Origin of the sequence: Metabacillus kandeliae, from assembly GCF_021166585.1 — a bacterium.
In the GTDB taxonomy this organism is placed as follows: Bacteria; Bacillota; Bacilli; order Bacillales; family Bacillaceae; genus Metabacillus_B; species Metabacillus_B kandeliae.
On the sequence record NZ_JAJOZE010000002.1, the window covers coordinates 161,221 to 184,648 of the forward strand.

The following is a 23,428-nucleotide window of genomic DNA, read 5'->3' on the forward strand; positions in this document are numbered from 1 at the left end:
ACATGCCTATTCAACCAGCTTTACATTCACGAATATGACCAGTCCGACCAGAATAGCTGCTGCAAATGTTAATAGATATTCGGGTGTGATTTGGCCGTAGATGCCGCCGCCTATCAAAACCGCTCCCAGCACAGTCATGGTTCCGCCAACCAAATGAGCAAGCAGCTTTTTATTTTTCACTCTTTTTTCGTTAAAGCCTGCCAGGAGCCATGTTTGTTTTTTAATCCCTATAAAGTAGCCCAATGCTAAAAACAGCACTCCAAAAACAATTAAATCTGTGTTCATAGAACCTCTCCTTAAAATTTTTTTATGATGGACGGAATGATATAAAAAGGGATAAACAGTGTCAGAAGCAAGTAAATCAGCACAAAACTAGTGTTTAGCGGAAGGGAGAGCAAACCATTTTTCTCTGTGATGAACAAAAGAAACAGGAGGGCATTCATGATGTAAACGGATCGAAGTGACCATTTGGTGATATTGGCATTTACCCGGTCGTCGTACTCAACTTCTTCTTCATCCATTCGTTTGCGGAAATACTTTGCGATGATAACAAGTATGGCAATAATGACAAACAGAACTACCTTTAAAACAGACTGATCCAATGTAAACAAGATAATTAAAAAACACAGTATTGGAAAATAGGTAAACAGCTTACTCATGCTCATCCTCCTCAATCCAAAATAGTTTTTCTATGGATGTATTTAAAGAAGAAGCGATCAATAAACATACTTTTATAGTGGGGTTGTATTTCTGCGCTTCAATGAGATTCATCGTTTGCCTCGTAACCCCGATTTTCTTGGCCAGTTCACCTTGTGTCAGCTTTCCTTGTTCCACACGGATGACCTTAACAGCGTTTTTTATCTGAACGTCCTTCAGTTAAACACACCTCCTTTGTTCAGTTAATTGTAACATATAATTTACATTTGTCGTATATATATTACTAATTTACTCTAATAAATTCAATATTGTGCTCTTAAAAGAAACATAAAATAACTTGTATTTATAGCAGAAGCGCTATAATAAAAAGTACTTGTCACCCTTTTTGGAAAGGAAGAATGAAAATGGCGAAAATCACAGTAATCGGAAGTGCCTCCATCGACCTTGTTGTTGAGGCAAAAAGACGCCCGGCTATCGGAGAAACGATAATGGGGGAATCCTTCAAAACGGTACCCGGCGGAAAAGGCGCCAACCAGGCTGTCGCTGCTGCAAGACTGGGAGCAGACGTCACCATGATCGGATGTATCGGAGATGACGCATTCGGGGAGCAGATCCTATCAAATCTAAAAGCAAACGGTGTGAATACCGAGTATATGGAGCAAATACAACAGATGGAAAGCGGCACCGCACACATCACACTCGCTGAAGGCGACAACAGCATCATCGTCGTGAAAGGAGCCAATCAGTTCGTGCTCCCGTCCCTTGTAGAAAAAGCACTCCCTATTCTCCGCAAATCCCAAATGGTGCTCATTCAGCAGGAAATCCCGGAGGAAACGGTTGAGTATGTAAGCGAGATCTGCTCAACATACAGCATTCCGCTGCTATTAAACCCTGCCCCAGCACGGCCTGTCAGTAAAAAAGTGCTTCAGCAGGCTGCTTACCTGACACCGAATGAATCAGAAGCAGCCGTTCTATTTGGCGAAGCGGGAATATCTGAAGCGTTTAAGCAGTACCCGAACAAACTGCTGGTTACAGAAGGCAGCAATGGCGTCAGATTTTATAATGGCAGTGAGGAAATTGTTGTGCCTGGCTATAAGGTTGAAGTGGTGGATACAACAGGAGCTGGCGATACGTTTAATGCAGGGTTTGCTGTTGCGATGTCTGAGGGGATGAGACTTGAAGAGAGTATTCGATTTGCGAACAGGGCAGCTTCTCTTTCTGTAACGAAGTTTGGGGCGCAGGGTGGGATGCCGATAAGGGAAGAAGTTGAAAAGAAACTATAAAGAGGCCCTTTTATCAGGCCTCTTTTGTCATTAATCTTTATTTTCTTCTCCATTAACCAGATAATTATAAATTTTATACTCAATCGGCTGCTCCATCACCATATGAACATGCACTACAGGAAGCTCTTTACCGTCAGCGATCATTTTACTTTGTTGAATGTTCCCCTTATCTGGATGAGCTTTTCCTAAGTAATAGAAATCACTGCCTTCTCCGTCTTCCTTTTTCACAAAAATATGAAGGTCAATGCAGTTTTCATCAGCTTGAATAATATCTTTTACTTCTTTTGATTCAAGTGTGCGATTGCTTCTCGTGAACCATTTTAATAGATCCTGACTTAAGAACTCATCTCCATAGTTAATGCTTTCTTCTACTTCACTTTTTTTGTGGTAAGTAATAAAGATTGGACAGGTTCCGTGCTTTGTTTTATATCCGTATACTGTTGAGCTTTCGTCATTTTCCCAATTCAAAAGCTTGCAGACATCTTTTCGTGAATATTTTTGATTAATGGTTAGCAGTTGATTGCATTGATAACGTTTTGCTTTCACCTTAGCACTTCTGATAATATCCTCTACCATTCTTCTAAAGTAAGAATTATTTTGCAGTCTTTCAAAAACTTGCTTGCTAAAGGTGAATTTATTACCTTCTGCCATCACAATAGGTTGGTCCCCATATTTCTTCCGACTAACCTGTGTAAAGAAGGATAAATCAAATACTCGACGGACAGAAGTCAGCGTTTCAGGACTAATTTGGCAATTTAGCTCAAGTAATTTTTCCGCGAACTGCTCAACACTTACTTTTTCCTGCTGCATTAAAAGGTCTAGTAATACCATTTCATGCATTCGCTGTCCATTTAATACTTCCAATGAAAGCATGGTGAGTACCTTGCTTTCATATTCAGAAATAAGGGGAACATCCTCTTTCATTTTCTTAAGAAACAGAAAGTAATTGAAGTACTCTTCCACAATAACCACTGGATCGATTGAATTATGCTGAATAAAATCATAAAGCTCTGGTGTCCGGCCGATCCGATTTTTAAGCTCTGTATAAGCTTCTCTTAACACTTTTAAGGATGTTAATTTACTATTTGTGATCGCCTTAAATATCTGTTTCTTAGCGATTTCTTCAAAGTTAATCGTAGAAACACCCTTAATATAGCTCGTATCCTTTACATGGCGACGAATATTGTCTTTGTTTTGAGACTTGTCCCCTGATAAGGCAACTGGGATTAGGTAGTTGTTTTTGTAATTTCCGATGAAATCTATGATGGTGACAAATTCTTTTGAAGCATGCTTCCGCAAGCCTCTTCCCAACTGCTGAATGAAAATGATGCTGGACTGCGTTTGCCGCAGCATCACTACTTGATTGATGCACGGAATATCAATACCCTCGTTAAAAATATCGACGGTTAAAATATAATCCAGATCTCCATTTTCAAGCTTGTTTACTGCAAGAGCCCGCTCCTCCTGAGAATTCTCCCCCGTTAAGGATATAGTGCGCAATCCTCTCTCGTTAAGTTCGAACGAAAGCTTCGCTGCCTCATCTTTTCTGCTGCAGAAGATTAAGCCTTTTACCCTCTCACCTGAATGTCCGTAGTAGTGAAGCTTCTCGAGGATATGATCCACCCGTTCCGTATCAACAAGTTTAGAAAAAGAGACCTCTTCATCAAGCAACTCCCCATCATAGACCATATCGGTCACGCCAAAGTAATGAAAAGGACAAAGCATATCTTCCTCTAATGCTTCCTGCAGGCGAATTTCGTAGGCAATGTTGTAATCAAACAGCTGATAAATATTAAATTCATCCGTCCGTTCAGGGGTAGCCGTCATCCCCATTAAAAACTTCGGTTGAAAATAGTCGATGACTCGTCGATAAGAGGCTGCACCACCTTTGTGGACTTCATCAATTAAAATATAATCAAATTCCTCTGGATCAAATTGATTCAGGTTTGCCTCTTTCGAGATCGTTTGAATCGTTGCAAACAGATATTTCGCTTGTGTCTGCTTGTTGTTCCCTGAGTAAATACCAAACTCAGACTCTATCCCGCCTAATATCTTTAGAAAATCAGATTTTGCCTTTGAAAGAATTTGTTCCCGATGAACGATAAAGAGCATTCTCTTTGGAGCATAACGGCGAACATCGAATGCAGATAAATAGGTTTTCCCTGTCCCAGTCGCAGAAATAATAAGGCCTTTGTCTTTTCCAGCCTCTCTAACAGCCTGGATTTGAAGTAAGGCCGCCTCCTGCATTTTGTTCGGAACAATGTTCAAAGCTTCCTTCAATGTGTTTGTTTCATAAGGAGCTGGCATTTCAACTAATTGATTGATCTCATTTGGTCGAGCAATTGGGGTATAGGTTTTCTCGTACTCTTCGATCCAATCTGGAGTAAGGAGATGGGCATTATCCCATACCTCTTCAAACTGATTCTTAAAATGGTGAATAATCTCTCCATCTGCATGGGATGTGAGTTTCACATTCCACTCATAATTCACCTTCAAAGCATGAGCCGTTAAGTTTGAGCTACCTACAATGAGAGAGTAATGAGTTTCATGCTTGAAGATATACCCTTTAGAGTGAAAGCCTTTTAAATCAGTTGTTCGCACTTCAACATTTTCAAGCTTCAAAAGTTCTTTAAAAACCTTTGGTTGGTTAAAATTCAAAAAGGTGGACGTTAAAATTCTACCCCGGACTCCTTTTCTTTTTAAATCAAGCAAATGAGACTTTAATGTAGCTAAGCCACTCTCAGTGATAAACGCAACGGAGAATATAAAGTCGATGCTTTTCTCCAATTCTTCCAAAACAGTATTTAAGACATTCTCATTACTTTGTGTATTGTTTACCAACAGCTCAGGTCGATAATTACCAGAGCGAGTGTGCTTTTGATCAATAAACCCTTTATATAAAGAAGCTGCTAGATTATCAACTAAATTTGACATAATATCCCCTTATTTACCAAGTGTCCTCTCATTGTAAGTCGATTTGTTAGATCCTGCAAATAAAGATGCATATAAAAAGCTACCCACAATTTGTGAGTAGCTCTCCATTAGTTGACGAAGGATTCTCTTGCTATTTTATCAATAGCCGGCACATCCGCTGGCGCCCAATCCAAAGTATGAAGTTCGCCAGGTTCTAGCCACTTCATCGCCACATGCTCGGTTAAAACAGGCTTTCCTTCCTTCAGCTGACAATAAAAAGTGGTGAGATGCACAATACCAAAATCGTACTCATAAACAGTTGTCTCAATCTTCTCCCCTATCTCCACCTTGCAAAGCATTTCTTCTTCAATCTCCCTGCGCAGCGCTTCTTGAGGAGTTTCCCCTTCTTCAATTTTGCCGCCTGGGAATTCCCATTTTAGAGGAAGTGCTTTGGTTTCTCCCCTTTGGGCACAGAGAACTTTGCTGTTTTTAATGATTACTGCGCCAACTACGTGAATGTTCTTTTTCATAGCAGCCTCCTAAACCATCTGTATTCTGCCTTCATTATAACTTACCTATTAAACAGTTGAAATGCGCCGGCCGTGTAATGGTAAAATAAGAGAAAATGACGAAACTGGGGGAAATACGCTATGCCAACCTACAACAAACTTGTCCGTGATCGGATTCCGGAAATCATAGAAGCAACAGGCAAATCCTTTGAAACCCGCATTCTTGAAAAAGAAGAATACATAACCGAATTAAAGAAAAAGAGCTATGAAGAGCTTGAGGAATACATGGCTGCCGAAAGCAATGCAGAAGCCATTGAAGAGCTTGCTGATTTACTTGAAATCATCAAGTCTTTTGCTGAGCTCCATGGTTCAAATCTTAATGAAGTAGATAATATTCGTAAGGAAAAAGCAGAAAAACGCGGCGGATTTGAGGAAAAGATCTTTTTAGTACAAGTTGAGGACTGAGCTTATGAAGGAAGTATCTCTTTATACTGAGCAACTGCTCGTTCCTGTACTGAAACGAGTTCAGCGCTCAAAAACAATTTATATCCTAACTGCTTTTGCTATGAAATCAGGAGTATCTCTATTAAAGAAAGCACTTGCTGAAGCAGCTGAAGGCGGAGCAGATGTGAAGCTTTTGGCTGGAGATTATTTGTATGTCACACAGCCTGAGGCTTTGTATGAGCTCGCTTCTATTCATGAAAGCATTGAAGTCCGTTTGTGGCGCAGCAATGGAATCAGTTTTCATCCAAAGGCTTATTTATTTGAAGCGGAAGGCGAAGAGTATTCTATTATTGGTTCTTCCAATCTATCAAGGTCTGCCCTTACAACAGGCGTTGAGTGGAGTGTCGGGATTTCTGACAAGTTTCTATTCGAAGAAGCCAGCAGCCATTTTATCAGTCTTTTTCAAGCAGCCAATACGATTCCAGTGAATAAGGAAACAGCTAAACGCTATGAAGAAGATTATAAAAACTTTCATCAGAAGCATCCGAATCTGGCGAGAACCTGGACAAAGCAGGAAGAACAGGAGCTCATGCTGCCAGCTGAGGAAGAAGATGCTGTAACGGATCCTGCTGTTATGGAAAAAGCAGAGGTTTACTCAGCACTATCTCCCCGATTTGCCCAGCTTGAAGCTTTGGAACAGCTGGATATTACTTTAGAAGAAGGTTACAAAAAAGCGATGGTCGTTATGGCAACAGGGCTTGGCAAAACCTATTTGGCAGGTTTTTTCGCCAAGAAGTTTAAAAAGGTGCTTTTTATTGCCCACCTGGAGGAAATCCTTCACCAATCAGCAGCATCCTTTTTAAATGTTATGCCTGAAAAAACAGCCGGCATTTACAATGGACGGCAAAAGGATTCTGAAGCAGAGCTGCTCTTTGCCTCGATTCAGACACTCAGTATGAAGCGCCATCTTGAGGTCTTTCAGACCGATGAATTCGATCTGATTGTTGTCGATGAATTTCATCATGCGGCAGCCGCCTCCTATCAGAAGGTGCTGGATTACTTTCAGCCAAGCTTTTTATTAGGAATAACGGCAACACCGGACAGGGCTGATAACCGGGATGTTTATGCCATTTGCGAGGGTAATGTTGCTTACTCCATTGATTTTTTGGAGGCAATTCAAAGAACCTGGCTCTCTCCCTTTGACTATTACGGAGTTTATGATGAAACGGACTACTCCAAAATTACTTGGCACGGAACACAATATGACAAGCAGGAGCTGATGCTGGCCCAGCTTAGAACAGAGCAGGCTGCTCATATATTAGGAGCTTGGGAGAAACACAAGAAAACCAGAACGATTGTTTTCTGCTCCTCCATCCGGCAGGCTGATTTCTTATCCTCTTATTTTCAGGAGAACGGCTACCGGACAATCTCGCTTCATTCCAAGCAAAAGCAGAGCAACCGGAGAGCTGCAGCTGCGGCATTGGCAGCTGGAGAGCTGGATACGATTTTTGTTGTCGACCTTTTTAATGAAGGGGTAGATATTCCATCTGTTGATACTCTCCTTTTTGTAAGACCTACAGAATCCTTAACGATTTTTACACAGCAAATTGGACGGGGATTGCGCCTGCATCCTGGCAAGGAGCAGTGCGTGATCATCGATTTGATCGGCAACTACAGGAATGCGGATATAAAATTGAGTCTTTTTGATACAAATGTTCCCTCTGGACAGAAGGAGCGGATTGTTGAACCTGTTGTGCCTGAGGCTTGCTCGATTGATCTTGATATCAGGGTCATTAATCTGCTTAAGGAAATGACGAAAAAGAGACAGCCTCGAAAGGAAAAGCTGCTCGCAAACTACCGGACGGTAAAAGAGGAGCTTGGCAGAAGGCCGACTTATTTGGAGCTGCATCTGAAGGGTGAGATCTCAGCAGCTGAATATAAAAACGAAACATATTATGGTTTTTTGCACCAGGCTGGCGAATTAACCGCTGATGAAGAACATGCTTATCTGGCTCATAAAGACTGGTTAGCTGACGTTGTAAAAACTGATATGAAAAAGAGCTACAAAATGATTGTCCTGCTGGCTATGCTGGAAAGAGGACCTGATAATTGGTTCAAAACGATTTCGGCTACTGAAATAGCTACTTTCTTTCACGACTACCTAATGTCTAAGGAGCACAGAAAAAGAATTGATTTTTCGGACAAGCAAAGCGAAAAACTCTGGGACTACAATGAGTCTGACATGGCAGGACTGATTGAAAGAATGCCGATGACGAAGTGGAGCGGAAGTTCTAAGGGGTTTGCAGTTTTTGAAGATAAGAAATTCTATTTCAATGTGTCTCCAGTTAATAGCAGCATTCTATACAACTGGACACGTGAAATCTGTGAATACCGGCTGCATCAGTATTTTGAGAAAAAAGGTGCTTTGATGTCATAACGAAATACCCTTCCATTTAAGAAGGGTATTTTCATGCCTTGGCTCCAAAAGTAAGGGGGGAAATACAGATGTTAAAGAGTACAGAAGATATATTGAAGCTGATCAAAAGCGACGAAAAAATGATGGAGATAATTGAAGCAGCAAGCACTCTAAATCTACCAGACTGGTGGATATGCGCCGGGTTCGTCCGTTCAAAAATCTGGGATGCGCTGCATGGGTTTCACGAAAGAACAGAGGCTCAAGATATAGATGTTATTTATTTTGACAAAACCAACCTTGATGAAAAGGCTGAAAAGGAATTAGAGAAGCAATTGATCAGCCTAATGCCTGATATACCTTGGTCTGTAAAAAATGAAGCGAGGATGCACCTCATTAACAACCTCCCTCCTTACACTTCTTCAGTAGATGCTATTTCAAAGTTTCCTGAAACGGCAACTGCACTTGGAGTGAAGCTGGACAAGGATAAGCAATTGGTTCTTACTTCTCCCTGCGGAATAGACGATGTTCTGAATTTAGAATTGAAACCGACTCCGCATTTTCTCCATACAAGAGAACTTGCTGCTAAATATGAGGAGCGCATTTTGAAGAAGAATTGGAAGGTTGTTTGGTACAGGTTAAGAATTCATCATATCCATTCAGATTTTTCTAGATAACACAAACCTTTGCCATTGAGTTAACTATTTTTTCTGGTAATAAAGATTCATTTTTGAATATTAGTAAGCTTTTTATGATTTTAATAGGTATAATACATTTATATTTCAAATAAATGGATATACTTACAGTTATTTTACATATGAACGTGTTTGAAATACTGCTATGTGAGGACCCTAGAGCTCCTTCCGTAAATACTTTAGAAGGTTTTGGTTGAATGAAAAAACGGATAGTAAGCATTACTGTTCTAGCATTAGCCGCTGCTGGACTATTAACCTATGTCATTTTATATTATCTTGAATCCACAACCTCCATTAGCAGTAAAGAAATGAGTCAGGCAGATTTTTTAAAAGATAAGCATGCGCTTCTTTACTTTTCCACAACCATTGATACCACTCCAGGCAAAAGCTATGCTGTTTTCCTGAATAAAAACGGTAATGTTTCAGCGCGGAAAATGCTGCCTCTTGAACTGGGTACTACAGCAATCCATGACAGCCAAGCGGTCATGTCAGATAAAGATCATATTTATTTAGCAGGTGAAAATGCTAAAACGATAACGCGCCCGCCTCAGCATACAGGATACGACGGCGGTGCAGGGTTCATCAAAGACACAAACTCCTTCTATACAATATATAACTCTGGATATTCCAAAGATATGAAAAACTATCGATCGGAAGTATATTGGGGTATTGGTTCTAAGCTTAATCAGGATGTCATCCCTTATTTTATTGCTGCTAACGGGACTTTTCATGATAATATATATACAGCACAAACTCCTGATGATTCATCCTCTTCGGAAACCAGGAAGTTTGTATTCCATAAAGTTGTCCTGAAAGAGGATATGGAGATTCACCCTGTAATGGAAGTTACTTTAGGTAAAAATGCGAGTCCTCTTTCTCCACTCCTTATTGATGATCAGTTCATATATTTCATTATCAACGGCCCTAAAGGCGAGCATGTCTATCAGCTAGTTAAGATTAATCTTCAAACTAAAGATGCAGAAACAATTGATATTAAGCGTTATCAAAAAGACCCGCAAACCGTCTATAAAGCCATCCCTTATAGCAATAATTCCACATACATGGATAGCAATAATATCTATTTTGCAGATGGTTTAGGAAAAGTGATGATTATTAATAAAAGTACTGGCAAAAAACAAAGAGAGTTTCAATTGAACCCAAACCTAGTTAAATTAGGTATAAAGAAAATCTTTTTTAAAAATCAATTCCTCTATCTTTTTGCAATGAACTATGGAGGGGACGGCCAGATTGAAAAGTATGATCTTCAAAACGGACAAGTTACAGACACTATTAAAGTAAAAGGTATCGGAAAAATCATTTCTGCAAACAGCCATGTTCACCTATATGACTTCAAAATGATAAAGTAACTGAAATGGAAAAACCCCTTCAGCGAAGGGGTTTTTTCATTTCACTTCCGTTAGCTTTCTCTTCTTCTCCTCAGCCTTAACCCTCTTCACTTCATCAAAATAAGCCGTAAACTCTGACTCCCCTGAATAGGAAACAAACAAATAATCCTTCGCCCGCGTCATTCCGATATACAGCAGGGACACCTCCCGCTCCTTATTTTCCTCTAAAGCAAACGGCATGTTTTCTGTGTTCACAATGAACACAGCTTGGAAGTCGAGACCCTTGCTGCTGTCGATTGTGCTGATGACAATGGATTCGCTGTCCCGGTTATAGCCCCGCTTGCTGTCAGCATTCTCGGTGAGCCAGTAGTGCGGCACTTCTGCTTTTGACAGTTCTTTTTGGATGGTTTCGATGATGTTTTGCTTGAAGCTTCTTTTTACCCGGTAGAGGACGAGCATTTCCGAGTATGGGACACCTTTATCTGTATGCAGTCTTTTCATCAGCTTTGAGACGGTTGCCATTTCTTCTTGGAGGCTGCCGGATTTTAGAATCATCGGCTCAGGTCCGCGTCTTCTTGTGCCTTGCGGGGAGATGATTTCTTCTCCGTCTGTTGAGCCTTCAGCGACTTTGTTTTTCAGAACAGAATGCTTCTTATAAAACTCCCAGGCAAATGTTACGATTTGCGCTGTGTTTCGGTAGTTAATGGACAGGATCTTGGATCTTCCCTGGAAGCTGAGACCGGTGTCCTGCACATAAGTTCGTTTCCTGGAGTAGATGTTCTGCACTCTGTCTTCCACTAGCAACAGCATCTTTGTATCAGGGTTCAGCAGTGAGCTTGCGAGTGCGAGCCACTCGGAATCAAAGTCCTGTCCTTCGTCAATCAGGATGGCGTCATAGGTTGGCAGAATCGCTTCCTTTGCCAATATTTTTCCAGTAATGGCGGGCACTTGGTCTTCCTTGATATTCAGCTCGTGCTTCAGCCAAGCGTGGAAATTGTATACCTGCACATTTTTCAAATCCCCGCTATTCTCGTTCAGAGGATCAAAGTCAAACAAATCCTCGGGCTCGTTCATTTTCGAGCGGACCATATGGGTGATTTCCTGTGCAAGCGAGATGTTGTAGCAAAGCACAAGGATCTTCCAGTCCGGATGCTGCTTGGAAAGGTACTTTGCCCTTGCAGCAAGAATCAATGTTTTCCCGCTTCCGGCCACTCCCCTGATCAGCCGATTTTTGTCACCTATTTGTCTGGCCAGGTTTTCCTGATGCAGGTCCATTGTCTTGATGTCGTGAAGCGATAGGAGCAGCTGATCCTGATAAGGGACAGGAGGCTTGAATTCCGCACTGATGCGCACCTCCGGGAAAAGGTGGTACCGGATTGCATCTATCTCCGCCTTTTTAAGCGGTTCCTTCAGCCGAAAAGGAATCACGAACATCTCCATGATTTTTTCAATCAGGTTTTCCTCTGAAAAGCTCTCTTTATCAGGATCAATTTCATCCCGCGTCAGAACAAGGGACGGGTCGCAAACTGCATACAGCCCTTCCTTTATGAAAAATTCCTGCTTCAGTCTCGTGAAGACGGTCCCGTAGCCTGTCGGAAACTTCAGCTTAAATTTGTATTTCCCCTCAGTCTGAATCAGGTTTTTATCCTTTTGCAGGGTGTTGGAAATATGAAACATGTAATCTCTCGCCTGTTTGATCGGGCTTTTGACTGCTGCCTGCTCGCCCTTCGTGTTGACGATCGTCCAAGTGTCTGTGTTAACTTGCAGAATCGTGTTCTGTGTATAATCTTTTACTTCCAGCAAAACCAGTCCAAGGTCAGGGCCAATAATGACAAAATCAGGATGCCTGCCATGAATTTCAGGTTCATAGTAAACAATATAATCATCAGGCAAATATTTTTTTAAGGTAGAAAACAGCAATCTCTCCCCTGCTGTTGCAGAGCTTCGGATTGTCTCAGGGATTGTGTATGCCACTTGATTTCACTCCAAAAACAGTGTAGGTACTTTTATCATATAACATTTTTTACATAATTGTCGCAATTTGTAAAATATAGTTCTTGTTTTTTTGTCAGATTCGCCAAAAAGCTCTCAAAGCACTTTCTCTACTGTCTTGTTGTCAGTTATATAAAAAACCTCTAACTCTATCCATAAACAGATATTTCTCATCCTTTTTTCCAGCTCCTATACTTAAAGTAATCAACTGAAAGGGGCGAACAGCTTGAGATACAGCAAACTGGGCAACAGCGGACTCACTGTCAGTAAAATTGCTTTTGGGAACTGGATTAACCATGGTGGCAAAATAGATGAGGAGATGGCCCATCAGTGTGTAAAGGCTGCACTTGAGGCTGGCATCACCACCTTTGATACAGCGGATGTTTATTCCGATACGAAGGCTGAAGAGGTTTTGGGACATGCCTTAAAAGGCATCCGCAGAGATAGCATTGAATTGTGCACGAAGGTGTGCCATCCGACAGGTCCGGGACATAATGACAGAGGATTGTCGAGGAAGCATATTTTAGAAAACTGCAAAGCTTCCTTGGACAGGCTGCAAACAGATTACATTGACGTTTATTATGCCCATCGCTATGATCCCGGTACGCCGCTCGAGGAAACCATGCTGGCGTTTGCCGATCTGGTCCGCCAGGGGAAGGTTCATTATATTGGAGTAAGCGAGTGGACGGCAGAACAGATTACAAGAGGAGCGGCGCTTGCCCGGCAGCTGAACATTCCGTTTGCGGCCAGCCAGCCGCAGTATTCCATGCTGTGGAGGATCATTGAGAAGGATGTGATTCCCGCATCACGGAGAGAAGGTATTGGCCAGGTTGTGTGGTCGCCGCTGGCACAGGGGATTCTGACCGGGAAATATTTGCCCGGTCAGCCGCTTCCGGAAAACTCAAGGGCTAACTCGTCTTCTGGTAAACCATTCTTTCAGAGATTAGCCAGCCAGTGGATGAAGGAGGAGGTCCTTCAGGCCATCCAGCAGCTCAAATCCCTCGCAGAAGGAGCTGATTTGACTCTTGCCCAGCTTGGCATTGCATGGGTATTGCAGAATGAGGATATCTCCTCTGCCATTATCGGCGCATCAAGTCCCGAGCAAGTGAAGGAAAATGCCCTTGCTGCAGATGTGGTGCTGGAGGAAGAAATGATGAAAGAGATTGATTCCATTATCTCAAGGCATGCAGAGTTTGATGCCTCTAAAACAGGATAAGGAGAAAGAAAATCCAGCCATTTTATCGGCTGGATTCTTTTATGTCATTTTTCCTTCTCAGCATTTCTAAAAATCGAAGCACCACTGGAGAATCTTCATCCCTCCTCCAAGCTGCATGCAGATGAATCGGTGGAGCAGGCTCCTGTATTTCCTTGAAGACCACTCCTGAAACCGGAGTATCTGCGAGCGTCGAGGGTACAATGGAAAGCCCAATTCCGGTTTTGACCAGATTAAGGATGGTATGCATCTGAATGGCTTCCTGAACCACATTCAGCGAGATGCCGTATTCCCGAAAATAGCTGATAATCAGATCATAGAAATGATTCCCCAAATGACGCGGAAACAGGATAAACGGTTCTCCTGCCAGCATTTTCATCGGAATGCTTTCTTTCTCACACAGAGGGTGGTTTTCAGGCAAGACAAGCAGCAAAGATTCTTCGGAAATGACCTCAGACTGCAAAAAGTCTTGATTCTCCGCAGACCGGACGAACCCGATCTGTATCTGTTTTTCTGCAAGTGCCAGAACTTGCTGCTCCGTTGTCATTTCTTTTAAGGTTAAATGAATACGCGGAAACTGCTCGCGAAACTCCTTAATCAAAGCAACGACCAGATTCGATGAGTCGACGAATCCAACCGTAAGATTCCCCAGTTTTCCATCGCCTGCAAGCTGTGCCGCCTTCACCGCCTGCTGAAATTGAAGGAGTGTCTTGCGCGCTTCCTTAAGAAAAACCTTCCCCGCTTCCGACAGCTCAACTTTTCTCTTCGTCCGGTGAAAAAGCAGCACCCCGATCTCCTCTTCCAGTTTGCGTATCTCCTGGCTTAAGGGCGGCTGCGCCATATTCAGGCGTTCAGCAGCACGGCTGAAATTCAGTTCCTCCGCTACCATGATAAAGTAGCGCATTTGTCGCAGGTCCATTTAAATCACCTCTCTTTCTAATAGGATGGGCAATTGCTAATGGGTATAGAATTGCTTGTTAGTAAGGGTAAATATCAACAACCAGCCTTAACAGAGACAAATAAAAAACAATGGCATATTTATTTTACCATTGCGTTTCTTGAATATAGGCATCCGTTAGTATGAGGTTAATAATTCTATAACACACTTAACCAATCCGTTACACATAAATAAAATAACACAAACAAAATATGCACGAACTTAAGAAAAGAAGAATCATAAATAACTTTATTAAATACCATGGTAATAAATTAACAAGATAAAGTAATATATCCCCTAAAATTTCTGAAGAGCCAGTATTGAAATCTTCATTTTGATAAAATTCTTTATTTTTAAAGGAAAAAAATATTAAACCAAAAAATGAAAAAACAGCAAAAATAATCGTTAAAATAGTCACGCTGATTCCCCTATAATTTAAATTATTATAACATTCCTTATTCCATTAAACTGCCCCATAAATTGCTAGAAGCAACCTTCGCCCGCGCAACCCCAATGTACAGGAGGGACACTCTATTTTCCTCTAACTGAACTTTGACTCAACTCAAAGTGAATCTTTTCGATTTTGATCTGAATTGTAATAGGCGACTTTTAAATCTATGATTCTTAAATTCTTTTTTAAGTCATTAATTTGCCGAAGCACCTCTTTGCGATGAGCCTTCATCATTTCCTTCCGCGTCTCAAAGGTCTTCTCACCTGCCATACTTATTTCCATATAGCGTCTAATTTCTTTAATGGACATACCCGTGTCTTTTAAGCAGCAAATCAGTTTCACAAGTTCTAAATCTCTTTCAGAAAACTGTCTGTTTCCGTTACTGGTCCTTGAAATAAATGGAAGGAGTCCTTCTTTATCATAGAATCGCAAGGTGTGGGCTGATATGTCCCAAATCTCGGCAACTTGATTAATGGTATATATCACTGTTCCTCCTAAAAGCCCTTTTTAAAAAAAAGTTTGACTTTGATCTTACTCTAAGCATTACCATCAAGTATAAACCATGGTTAATTACTTTCAAAGGGGCTTCCAGCTGTCTGGAATGAGTAACTTTTCACCTTATTTTAAAGTGGCTAAAAGCAGCAAACTATACAAAGAAATTCGCTCCACAAGAATTTCTTGGATTTGGAGGATACAAAATGGCTATTGAAAAGTTAGAACATGTTGGAATTATGGTAAAGGATTTGGAAACTTCCATCTCTTTCTATCAAGATATTATCGGACTGGATGTAATCGATAAGTTTCATCCTGCTCCCTCTATCAAAATCGCATTTTTAGGATATAAAACACGCGGAGAAATTATCATTGAGCTCATACAAGGTTCGAAGGAAGGTCTTCCAGCAGAAGGCAAGGTTAATCATATCGCCTTTACCGTAAGTGAAATTGAGAAAGAAATGGAACGCCTTAAGGCTAAGAAGGTTAACTTTACACAGAAAGACATCCATAATCTTTCAGGATCTAAATACATTTTTTTCAGGGGACCTGATGGTGAGCTGCTTGAACTATTCCAGCCTGCAACCTAACTTTAATGCCTGTCATTTTTATTTTTTAAAATTTACGTTTCGGAATCCATGAGACCGATGAATTCCCGGCTCGGCTGTCGTCAATATAAACGAAGGCTTAAATGAAACAAACTAAAACGACGAAGAGGTGTTTTAAAAATGGCATTACAATCCTCATTCACGAGCTTCAACCTGCCTGTAAAAAACGTAAAACAATCCAAAGCATTCTTCACCGGACTCGGATTCGAGCTCAACCCGCAATTCCCCGAGAGCGAGAATTCGGCAGCGATCGTGATCGGCGACAGCCTGCAGGTCATGTTGATCCATCAAAAATTCTTTAATACGCTTACAGAGAAGGAATCCGTCGATACGAGCAAGTACGCGCAGATGACGATCGCCTTGGCCTTCGAGAGCCGGGAAAAGGTTGATGAAATCGTGAATACAGCGGTCTCCTTGGGCGGGAAATTGCATGCTGAACCTGAAGAACATGAGTTCATGTATCATTGGGGCTTTGTTGACTTGGACGGCCATCTGTGGGCCATTAACTTCATGGGCATGGATGCGGAAAAAGGTTAAGGTTAACGGAGAACACGCTCGTACAGGTTTCTAAAGAAAGACGCCGGGCATCTTCCCCAGCGTCTTCTTTGCGATGATTCGTTTCGTTCGGTACTTGAATGACGGCTTGCACGGTTACTTTCGTGGGTTGACTATTCTCACAATCCGATCAGGGAGCCCAAATCTTGAAAATAATGGCGGATGAATGAAGTTTTGAACGTGCAGGATTTGATTTTCTTTGGTTTCGATAACATGGATGCCCCAAGGTACCAGGCCAGAGCCCTCTTTACCCGGCATATACTGTGCCAGCGCCGGATAACCGCCATTCACCGTAATGGGTAACAATCGCGAACCTTCGCAATGCCAGCGGGTAAGCGAATAGAACGCGGCCAAATCGTCCTTGCCGCGGACCCACATCTCGAAGGGCGGCATCGACATGCAGCCTTCCTCATGGAACAACGCGACGAGCGCAGCAATATCGAATTTCTCGAAAGCCTCCACATACCGGGACAGCAGCTGCTGCTCCGGTTGCACGGCCATGCTGCTGAGCTCATCCGAGCGAAGCTGCGCCCGGTCCATCGTCTCCCTGGCTCTTTGCAAGGCGCTGTTCACCGCTGCCGGCGACATCGCAAATGTTTCTGCGATCTGCTTGGAGGGCCATTCAAATACATCCTTCAAAATGAGTACCGCACGCTGCCGCGGAGGCAAGGTCTGCAGGAGAGCGACAAAGCACAATTGAAGGGTATCTCTTCGGAGGAGCCGATCCTCCGGATTGCCTCCAAAGTCGCAAGACGGCCAGATCCAGGCAGAGTCCGGCAGCGTGCCGCGCGGCTCGACGATGGCGGCGGCCGGATCGAACAGGTCAACAGGAAGTGCGCGGCGTTTGGAGTGTCTCAGCTTATCCAAGCACAGGTTGGCGGCAATCCGATAGACCCAGGTTTTGAACGAGGAATCCTGTCTGAACGTGCTCCATTTCTGCCAGACCCGAATGCTCGTCTCCTGAACAGCATCGTCAGCATCATCCATGGAGCCCAGCATTCGGTAACAGAATGAGGTTAAACCCGGCTTTAAGCTTGCAAATAATGATTCGTCAAATGCGGTCTTGTTCATCGCGGCCTCCTTCAACGATTTCTCCAGCAAGAAGTCATTAGCCTATTCTTTTTATTCGATGCTGTATTTTCATATTCCTTTCTTCGGAAGATGCTACTTTAAAGCTTCCCCGCTATTCAATCTTCCAAAATATAGTAAAATAATCATAACCTAACAGATTGAAAGGAACAGATAAAAATGCCAGAACCTAATAAAACAGCAGTTGTCGTAAAAGGGATCATCCTTTACGAAGAGCGGATTCTTTTAATAAAGCGCTCCCCAAAAGATGCTTTCGGGGCTGAGACATGGGAGTGTCCCGGCGGCAAAATTGAATTTGGAGAGAGTTTAGAGGATGCTCTTGTCCGGGAAGTGACGGAAGAGGCGGGACTGGAGGCCGCTGCAGAAAAGCTGGTTTATGCTACTTCCTTTTTAACAGATCCTGCTCGGCAAGTGGTCATCTTAACGTACCTTTGCAGAAGTGAAACCAATCAGGTCCTCTTGTCAGCGGAACATACTGAGTATCAATGGGTTCCGCTTGATCAAGTCAACAAATTCCTCCCTCCAGGTATCCTGGCTGATTTTGAAAAAAATAATGTGGCGGCGCTGCTGGAAGACTGCATGACGAACCGCGCTATCCAGCGAGCAACTTAAAAGGCTGGTGAGAAAAGTTTGTTCCCTTCCCTAATAGAGAGCAACCTGATCGAAAAGCTTCGGACAGCTGGCTCTGTATTTGCTGAAGAAGAAGCCAAGCTGCTGCTTACTGAGGCAAAATCACTGGAAGAACTGAATACCATGACAGATAAGCGGATAGCTGGCATGCCTTTAGAATATGTCATTGGCTGGGCGGAATTTTGCGGGCACCGGATAAAGGTAAGCCCCGGTGTTTTCGTTCCCCGCCGCCGGACAGAGTTTTTGGCTGATCAGGCAGCTTTTCTCCTTAAAGAAGACGCTGTTGTGCTGGACCTTTGCTGCGGTACTGGAGCTGTAGGAGCTGTGCTTGCCTCCTCTCAAAAGATTGACCTGTATGCTGTTGACTTGGATCCGGCCGCTGTCCGCAGTGCCCATGAAAATACGGAAGCTTTCGGTGGTAAGGTTTTTGAAGGTGACCTATATGCCCCACTCCCTCTTTCTTTGAAGCACAGATTTGACCTCATTGCGGCCAACGCGCCTTATGTTCCATCAGGAGAGATCGAGTTTATGCCTCGTGAAGCCCGCCTTCATGAAGAGCGGATGGCGCTTGACGGCGGCGGTGACGGACTGGATGTTCAGCGGAGGATTGCTGCTGAGGCTGATCAATGGCTTGCTCCAGGAGGCTGTCTTCTTATTGAAACGAGCGAACGGCAGGCACCTGTGACAGCTGATATTTTTGCGAGGCATGGGATTAATCCGAGGATAGTACTGGATGATGACCTGCATACTGCAGTTGTTATTGGAGTGGCACGCTAAGACCCTATTGAGCAGGAAGTTGGATCTTTTTCATTTTTGATAAATTACAGGTTAAATGGTGCTTTCAATTGCCTGGGAGAAAAATGCGTAGGTTCTAACTCTGAGGAGACCTTCCTTACAAGGTCTCCTCTTCTATTTAACCCGGCACGCCTCCCCCTTCTCATCAAACGCCCGCTTAAAATCAAAAGCAAAAGGAGTAGACCCTTTCTCCAAATAGTAGTCGTATCTCTTAAATGCCTCCAGCCACGAAACATCCATCACCTTCTCTGTCCACCACAGCACATAGGGCTTGTGGTCCTCATGAGGTTGCATCCATTTGTTCCGGTCCCTGAGTGCCTGGCTGTGAACACCGGAATAGCTGAACTGAAACAGTGCTGAAAGACTTTTCCATATAGTCAAGGTAAGAATAGGGGCACCTTCCCCTTTTGCTGCATCCGGAATCGGCACTCTATTCGAAGGCAGCGCATCGATCATGTCCCCTGTGTTCATTGCCTGCTGAAAGATAGCATTTCCCTTTTCAAAAAAATCCGTTGTGACTGTATGGCCTTCGGGGTATTTCACACTTCCGACGGTATAGATCACAATATAAGCGATAACAAAGCCCTCCCTTTCCCATTTGTGAAGGTTGAAACTACTTGGATCAGGCAAATGAATGACATTCTATCTTTGAAATGAGTTTTTGCGGGTATTTTCGGAGAAATTCGTATAGACCTGCTCTATATTTCGCTAAAAAGATCATGTTTTCCTTTCACAATATAAGGAGAGATAGATATATCGGCGGATGGCATGCTGATATCGGCGGATTTTTCATTATATCGAGCACTTTCCAAGTTATATCGGCGATCTCCTCATTATATCGGCGAACTGATAAAACCGGCCTTTTTATTAACAAAGAGCCGGTTTTTCTGGCGGGTTCTTCATCTGGAAGCCGATTTTGGTAATTTAGCATTATTTTTAATAAATCATCATTAAGTATAAAAAATTCATCATAAAACGAAATGGGGCACAGCAGGATTTCTGCAGTGCCCCTTGTTAGTCATATTTACGTTCTGCTTTTCTATTTCGCCACTCCCATCCTCCGCTGATGAAAAGGAGGACTCCAAATAGGATCAGAAAAATAGAAGGAGAGAAAATTTTTACAAACGAGAGCCCGAGCATGATGATTCCCACTAGTAAATAGTGGTGGACAGCATGCACTCGGTAGGAAGGCTTTTGAATATGCCATGCCCGGAAATACCCTTGCAGAAAGCCCAAACCGATTTGCATGAGAAGTGCTGCATATGGAAGCATTTCGATCGGAAAAACCATCCATCCTGCTGCCATATAGATCAGTCCCATTCCAATATAAATGGAAAAAATATAAGAAGCTGTATATGGCTTTTTTACAGAAAATGTCCGGTATCCCCATGCAGCAGAAAAGGAAAATACTGCAAACAGCCAGGCGAAAAGGGTAAAGCTCATCGAAACTTCTTTTAGCCAGATAATATAATAGGGGAAGATGACAACCTGACCGACTGTTACAATAAGCGGAATCAGCCGCTGACTATTCTTTTCCATGGCAGTCCCCTTAATCTTTCAGGTAATGATCATAAAACAAATTAACAAAAACTTCGTTCGGATCAGCCCTTTTTTTCTGCTCTCTAAATGCCTCCCATTCTGGATAGGCTCTTCTAAACTGATCTTTTGTTTGATAAGGATAATAAGGAAGATAATATGTACCGCCATATTTCAAGGTTGCTTCGGTCCATTTCTGGATCATATTCTCTGCATGCTGCATTTGTTTGTCATTCACTCCATGCTGAATCAGGACGACCAATCCAAACATATCTTCTTTTGCGTAGCGAAGATGTGTAAAGGAATCCCTTTCTGCAAAACGGACGGTTATATTATGAACTTTAAAATCCTCGTTTTTGTCATTGGAAGGAAGGGTATTTTTCAGCTCATTTATGTATTCCTCAAACGAATCAACTGGAACAAAAAACTCCTGCAGGACTTCGACCCTCCCCGGGACAGTGAATTCCATAAAACCAGATTCAGAACGCATGGCATTATTCCGCGTAACGGCGTCCCCGTTAAGTGACCGGCTGAATTGTTTTTGGCTCTCCCAGAAAAGATCTTCAAGCCTCCCGCCGCTTCTTCCCAAGTCAAGTGCGAACTTACTGAGTCTGACTGCACTTTCTCCTTTAAGCGGAGTGGTGTTATCCTTTTCTCCCGTCATATTGTAATCAATCGCATACATTTCATTTAAGAATGAACCAGGCGCCACACTGATTCTTGCATAGTGCAGCCCGACCTTTTCGTTTTTTATTACTTTATGAAAATATTCTTCGTATTCTTTTGTTCGGAGTTCTTTCGTATGCAAAGAATAAACATCGTTGTCAGTAAGTTCAAGTGTCACATCGGCAATCACTCCAAATAATCCATAGCCTCCGAGCACTTCCTTCATCAATTGATCTCCACGTCTTAATTTCTTCACTTCTCCTGCTGGAGTAATTAGCGTCATATCTTTCACAGTACCCGCCATAGATCCATTTCGGATATCTCTGCCATGTGCGTTAACGGATAGGGACCCGCCAACCGTGAATATCGATTGTGATTGAGTTACTTTTAAGGCAAGTCCATATGGATTGATGGCCTCTTGAATATCTCCCCATGAAGCTCCGGCCTCAACACGAACGGTTTTCTCCTGTTCATTGATTTCAAGAATCTTATTCATATTCTTCATGTCAAGTACTGTTCCGTTTTTATAATAGGTATGTCCGCCCTGGGAGTGCTGGAGGCCGGCTATGGATATGTGCTTTCCGTGTTTATTTGAATTTTTTATGATATTTTGCAGCTGCTCAACATTTTCGGATGGAATAGTCTGCTCGATTTTCTCAGGAAGAAGGCCAGTGTAATCTGTAGCAAGCCCGCTTTGCGACAAACCGTATTTTCTTTTTTCAATCGGGATATTCCATGCAGCCATACTTGCAAAAGTAATGACGAGAAGGGCTAGAAACCAAGGTTTCTTAGTGATGCTTATGATTGTTTTCATAATATCTCCTGATTCATTTTTTCAGGTAAGGACTATATTGATTATACCTAAAAAATGGAAGTCGGAGAGACATAGAATTATTTTCGGGAGGAAGATTTCGTTCATCATTTACAGGGAAAGGCTGTTATTCTCACCTCAGCTTCCCAATGCAGTTTCCTTTATAGGCAAAACAACATACAAATACAAAAGACAGCCGATAAGGAGGCGTTACTTTTGTACAATCAACCGTTCTATGATCCTTCCGTCCTTTATGATCAGAGGTATTATTCCGGTTACCCTTATGAGGGGTACCGTCCAGAAAGCTTCGCTGATTCTCCGCAGACTCCGCCGCCAGGTCAGATCCCAACATTGCCTGAGTCGTTTTCTGCTGCACCCCAATCAGGCCAGGTAAGAACGCGCATGTGCTCTTGCTTAGGAAAATGGGGACTGCTGGGCCTAAGATTTCAAAGTCCGTTCGGCAGGGATTTTTGGTTTTACCCGACTGATATCCGCATCAACAGTGTTTCTGGCTATGTCTGGCAAGGAGGGCGTACCCGCAGCGAAACGTACAGGTACTCTCAAATAAGAAATTTCATGTGTGCTACTTAAGCGAACGGATAGAACCTGCTGTTTGAGCCACCAGCAGCCTATTTGCCTGTAGAAAAGCACATTTCAAAGACATGGCCCATAGGATAGATTATCATTTTGAAGGGGCTGAAAAAATTGTACCCTGCTGCAAGTGTAAATCCTTATCAATACAGGCAAATTCCTTACTATACCGGCTATCCGGTTTATGCAAGCTACCCGGATTACAGGCTATTTGGGCACCCCAGAAATCAAACCCGCCTCAAAGATTATGGGCCCAACCCATATGTTGTTAACATCAATCAGGCCGCCAAGCAGAACAATAACTACCGAACGGCCATCTGGACAGGTCAGCATTTGCAGGTCACCTTGATGAGCATTAATGTTGGCGAGGACATTGGTCTTGAAATTCATCCAAACATTGACCAGTTTTTGCGTATTGAACAGGGCCAGGGAATCGTCCAAATGGGCAAGCGGCGAAACAACTTAAACTTTGTCAGAAGAGTCTCCGATGATTCTGCCATCATGATTCCGGCGGGCACATGGCATAATGTCACCAACACCGGAAATATTCCGTTAAAGCTTTATTCCATCTATGCCCCTCCGCAGCATCCTTTTGGAACCGTTCATCGAACGAAAGCGGAGGCACAGGCTGCAGAATAAAACGCAAAAAATCTTTGCCGAGTTTTTGGTAAAGGTTTTTTCACAAAGGACAGGCCTCTCACAAACTCTGTCTTTTGGCAGATGATTTCCATTTAGTTTGCATGTATGATGGAAGAAAAGAATCCGGGAGGGCGCTTTATGTCATTAGAAATGTGGATTGCGA

The 23,428-nt window shown here is 42.7% G+C and carries 24 protein-coding genes; 12 read left to right on the forward strand and 12 right to left on the reverse strand.

Translation table 11 applies throughout. The features are described 5' to 3' along the window. Positions 1-6 precede the first annotated feature (6 nt). From LRR81_RS07800 to LRR81_RS07810, 3 genes are read right to left on the reverse strand one after another with little or no spacing between them, the layout of a single operon-like run. Positions 7-285, reverse strand: a complete 279-nt coding sequence (locus LRR81_RS07800) for a DUF3784 domain-containing protein (RefSeq protein ID WP_231788783.1) — start codon at positions 283-285, stop codon at positions 7-9. A gap of 11 nt (positions 286-296) precedes the next feature. After that, positions 297-659, reverse strand: coding sequence for a hypothetical protein (locus LRR81_RS07805; protein WP_231788784.1), 363 nt, complete (start codon positions 657-659; stop codon positions 297-299). Then, complete coding sequence (locus LRR81_RS07810; protein ID WP_331716326.1) at positions 652-834, reverse strand: helix-turn-helix transcriptional regulator; 183 nt, start codon at positions 832-834, stop codon at positions 652-654. The genes LRR81_RS07805 and LRR81_RS07810 overlap by 8 nt, the downstream gene beginning before the upstream one ends. A 227-nt stretch (positions 835-1,061) precedes the next feature. Here LRR81_RS07810 and rbsK point away from each other — a divergent pair, with 227 nt between their 5' ends. After that, entirely contained in the window at positions 1,062-1,940 is an 879-nt protein-coding gene (rbsK, locus tag LRR81_RS07815; RefSeq protein WP_231788785.1) for a ribokinase, read from the forward strand. 30 nt (positions 1,941-1,970) lie between these two features. Here the strand turns inward: rbsK and LRR81_RS07820 are convergent, their stop codons facing one another. Together LRR81_RS07820 and LRR81_RS07825 are read right to left on the reverse strand one after the other, a co-directional pair. Then, positions 1,971-4,874 (reverse strand): DUF3427 domain-containing protein, encoded by a 2,904-nt coding sequence (locus LRR81_RS07820; protein WP_231788786.1) that lies wholly within the window; start codon positions 4,872-4,874, stop codon positions 1,971-1,973. A gap of 107 nt (positions 4,875-4,981) precedes the next feature. Continuing rightward, complete coding sequence (locus LRR81_RS07825) at positions 4,982-5,383, reverse strand: (deoxy)nucleoside triphosphate pyrophosphohydrolase (RefSeq protein WP_231788787.1); 402 nt, start codon at positions 5,381-5,383, stop codon at positions 4,982-4,984. A 120-nt stretch (positions 5,384-5,503) separates the two neighbouring features. On the opposite strand from LRR81_RS07825, the gene LRR81_RS07830 reads away from it, so the two are divergent. The 4 genes from LRR81_RS07830 to LRR81_RS07845 all read left to right on the forward strand — a co-directional run bounded on the left by LRR81_RS07830 (position 5,504) and on the right by LRR81_RS07845 (position 10,281). Further along, the gene (locus tag LRR81_RS07830) at positions 5,504-5,827 is read left to right on the forward strand and encodes a nucleoside triphosphate pyrophosphohydrolase (protein WP_231788788.1); all 324 of its coding nucleotides are present in this window, start codon (positions 5,504-5,506) and stop codon (positions 5,825-5,827) included. Positions 5,828-5,831: 4 nt separating this feature from the next. Next, positions 5,832-8,243, forward strand: a complete 2,412-nt coding sequence (locus LRR81_RS07835) for a DEAD/DEAH box helicase family protein (RefSeq protein ID WP_231788789.1) — start codon at positions 5,832-5,834, stop codon at positions 8,241-8,243. A 68-nt stretch (positions 8,244-8,311) separates the two neighbouring features. Then, positions 8,312-8,896 (forward strand): nucleotidyltransferase family protein, encoded by a 585-nt coding sequence (locus LRR81_RS07840; protein WP_231788790.1) that lies wholly within the window; start codon positions 8,312-8,314, stop codon positions 8,894-8,896. A 215-nt stretch (positions 8,897-9,111) separates the two neighbouring features. Further along, on the forward strand, positions 9,112-10,281 hold the full coding sequence (locus tag LRR81_RS07845; RefSeq protein WP_231788791.1) for a hypothetical protein: 1,170 nt from the start codon (positions 9,112-9,114) through the stop codon (positions 10,279-10,281). A 36-nt stretch (positions 10,282-10,317) separates the two neighbouring features. Here the strand turns inward: LRR81_RS07845 and LRR81_RS07850 are convergent, their stop codons facing one another. Then, a complete protein-coding gene (locus LRR81_RS07850) occupies positions 10,318-12,234 on the reverse strand; it encodes a DEAD/DEAH box helicase (RefSeq protein ID WP_231788792.1) in 1,917 nt (638 codons plus the stop codon). A 244-nt stretch (positions 12,235-12,478) separates the two neighbouring features. On the opposite strand from LRR81_RS07850, the gene LRR81_RS07855 reads away from it, so the two are divergent. Next, complete coding sequence (locus LRR81_RS07855; RefSeq protein WP_231788793.1) at positions 12,479-13,468, forward strand: aldo/keto reductase family protein; 990 nt, start codon at positions 12,479-12,481, stop codon at positions 13,466-13,468. Between the two features lie 22 nt (positions 13,469-13,490). Here LRR81_RS07855 and LRR81_RS07860 read toward each other — a convergent pair whose 3' ends face one another. Both LRR81_RS07860 and LRR81_RS07865 read right to left on the reverse strand, forming a co-directional pair. Continuing rightward, entirely contained in the window at positions 13,491-14,384 is an 894-nt protein-coding gene (locus tag LRR81_RS07860; RefSeq protein ID WP_231788794.1) for a LysR family transcriptional regulator, read from the reverse strand. 580 nt (positions 14,385-14,964) lie between these two features. After that, the gene (locus tag LRR81_RS07865; protein WP_231788795.1) at positions 14,965-15,339 is read right to left on the reverse strand and encodes a MerR family transcriptional regulator; all 375 of its coding nucleotides are present in this window, start codon (positions 15,337-15,339) and stop codon (positions 14,965-14,967) included. A gap of 212 nt (positions 15,340-15,551) precedes the next feature. Between LRR81_RS07865 and LRR81_RS07870 the strand changes: the two genes are divergently transcribed. Together LRR81_RS07870 and LRR81_RS07875 are read left to right on the forward strand one after the other, a co-directional pair. Then, positions 15,552-15,935 carry a VOC family protein gene (locus LRR81_RS07870; RefSeq protein WP_231788796.1) on the forward strand — a complete coding sequence of 128 codons (384 nt, stop codon included), beginning with the start codon at positions 15,552-15,554 and terminating at the stop codon, positions 15,933-15,935. Positions 15,936-16,073: 138 nt separating this feature from the next. Beyond that, a complete protein-coding gene (locus tag LRR81_RS07875; RefSeq protein ID WP_231788797.1) occupies positions 16,074-16,490 on the forward strand; it encodes a VOC family protein in 417 nt (138 codons plus the stop codon). A 114-nt stretch (positions 16,491-16,604) separates the two neighbouring features. Here the strand turns inward: LRR81_RS07875 and LRR81_RS07880 are convergent, their stop codons facing one another. Next, complete coding sequence (locus tag LRR81_RS07880; RefSeq protein ID WP_331716327.1) at positions 16,605-17,609, reverse strand: sigma-70 family RNA polymerase sigma factor; 1,005 nt, start codon at positions 17,607-17,609, stop codon at positions 16,605-16,607. 147 nt (positions 17,610-17,756) lie between these two features. On the opposite strand from LRR81_RS07880, the gene LRR81_RS07885 reads away from it, so the two are divergent. Together LRR81_RS07885 and LRR81_RS07890 are read left to right on the forward strand one after the other, a co-directional pair. Beyond that, the gene (locus LRR81_RS07885; protein WP_231788799.1) at positions 17,757-18,209 is read left to right on the forward strand and encodes an NUDIX hydrolase; all 453 of its coding nucleotides are present in this window, start codon (positions 17,757-17,759) and stop codon (positions 18,207-18,209) included. An 18-nt stretch (positions 18,210-18,227) separates the two neighbouring features. Then, entirely contained in the window at positions 18,228-19,004 is a 777-nt protein-coding gene (locus tag LRR81_RS07890; protein ID WP_231788800.1) for a putative protein N(5)-glutamine methyltransferase, read from the forward strand. A 132-nt stretch (positions 19,005-19,136) separates the two neighbouring features. On the opposite strand, the gene LRR81_RS07895 is transcribed toward LRR81_RS07890, so the two are convergent. From LRR81_RS07895 to LRR81_RS07905, 3 genes are all read right to left on the reverse strand, one after another. Further along, positions 19,137-19,652: a DUF3291 domain-containing protein gene (locus LRR81_RS07895; protein WP_231788801.1), complete on the reverse strand. Its 516-nt coding sequence runs from the start codon at positions 19,650-19,652 to the stop codon at positions 19,137-19,139. 384 nt (positions 19,653-20,036) lie between these two features. Continuing rightward, positions 20,037-20,561: a hypothetical protein gene (locus LRR81_RS07900; protein WP_231788802.1), complete on the reverse strand. Its 525-nt coding sequence runs from the start codon at positions 20,559-20,561 to the stop codon at positions 20,037-20,039. 10 nt (positions 20,562-20,571) lie between these two features. Next, complete coding sequence (locus LRR81_RS07905) at positions 20,572-22,038, reverse strand: FAD-binding oxidoreductase (protein WP_231788803.1); 1,467 nt, start codon at positions 22,036-22,038, stop codon at positions 20,572-20,574. Positions 22,039-22,251: 213 nt separating this feature from the next. Here LRR81_RS07905 and LRR81_RS07910 point away from each other — a divergent pair, with 213 nt between their 5' ends. Both LRR81_RS07910 and LRR81_RS07915 read left to right on the forward strand, forming a co-directional pair. Continuing rightward, entirely contained in the window at positions 22,252-22,626 is a 375-nt protein-coding gene (locus LRR81_RS07910) for a hypothetical protein (RefSeq protein WP_231788804.1), read from the forward strand. A gap of 114 nt (positions 22,627-22,740) precedes the next feature. Then, complete coding sequence (locus LRR81_RS07915) at positions 22,741-23,265, forward strand: cupin domain-containing protein (RefSeq protein WP_231788805.1); 525 nt, start codon at positions 22,741-22,743, stop codon at positions 23,263-23,265. Positions 23,266-23,428 lie beyond the last annotated feature (163 nt).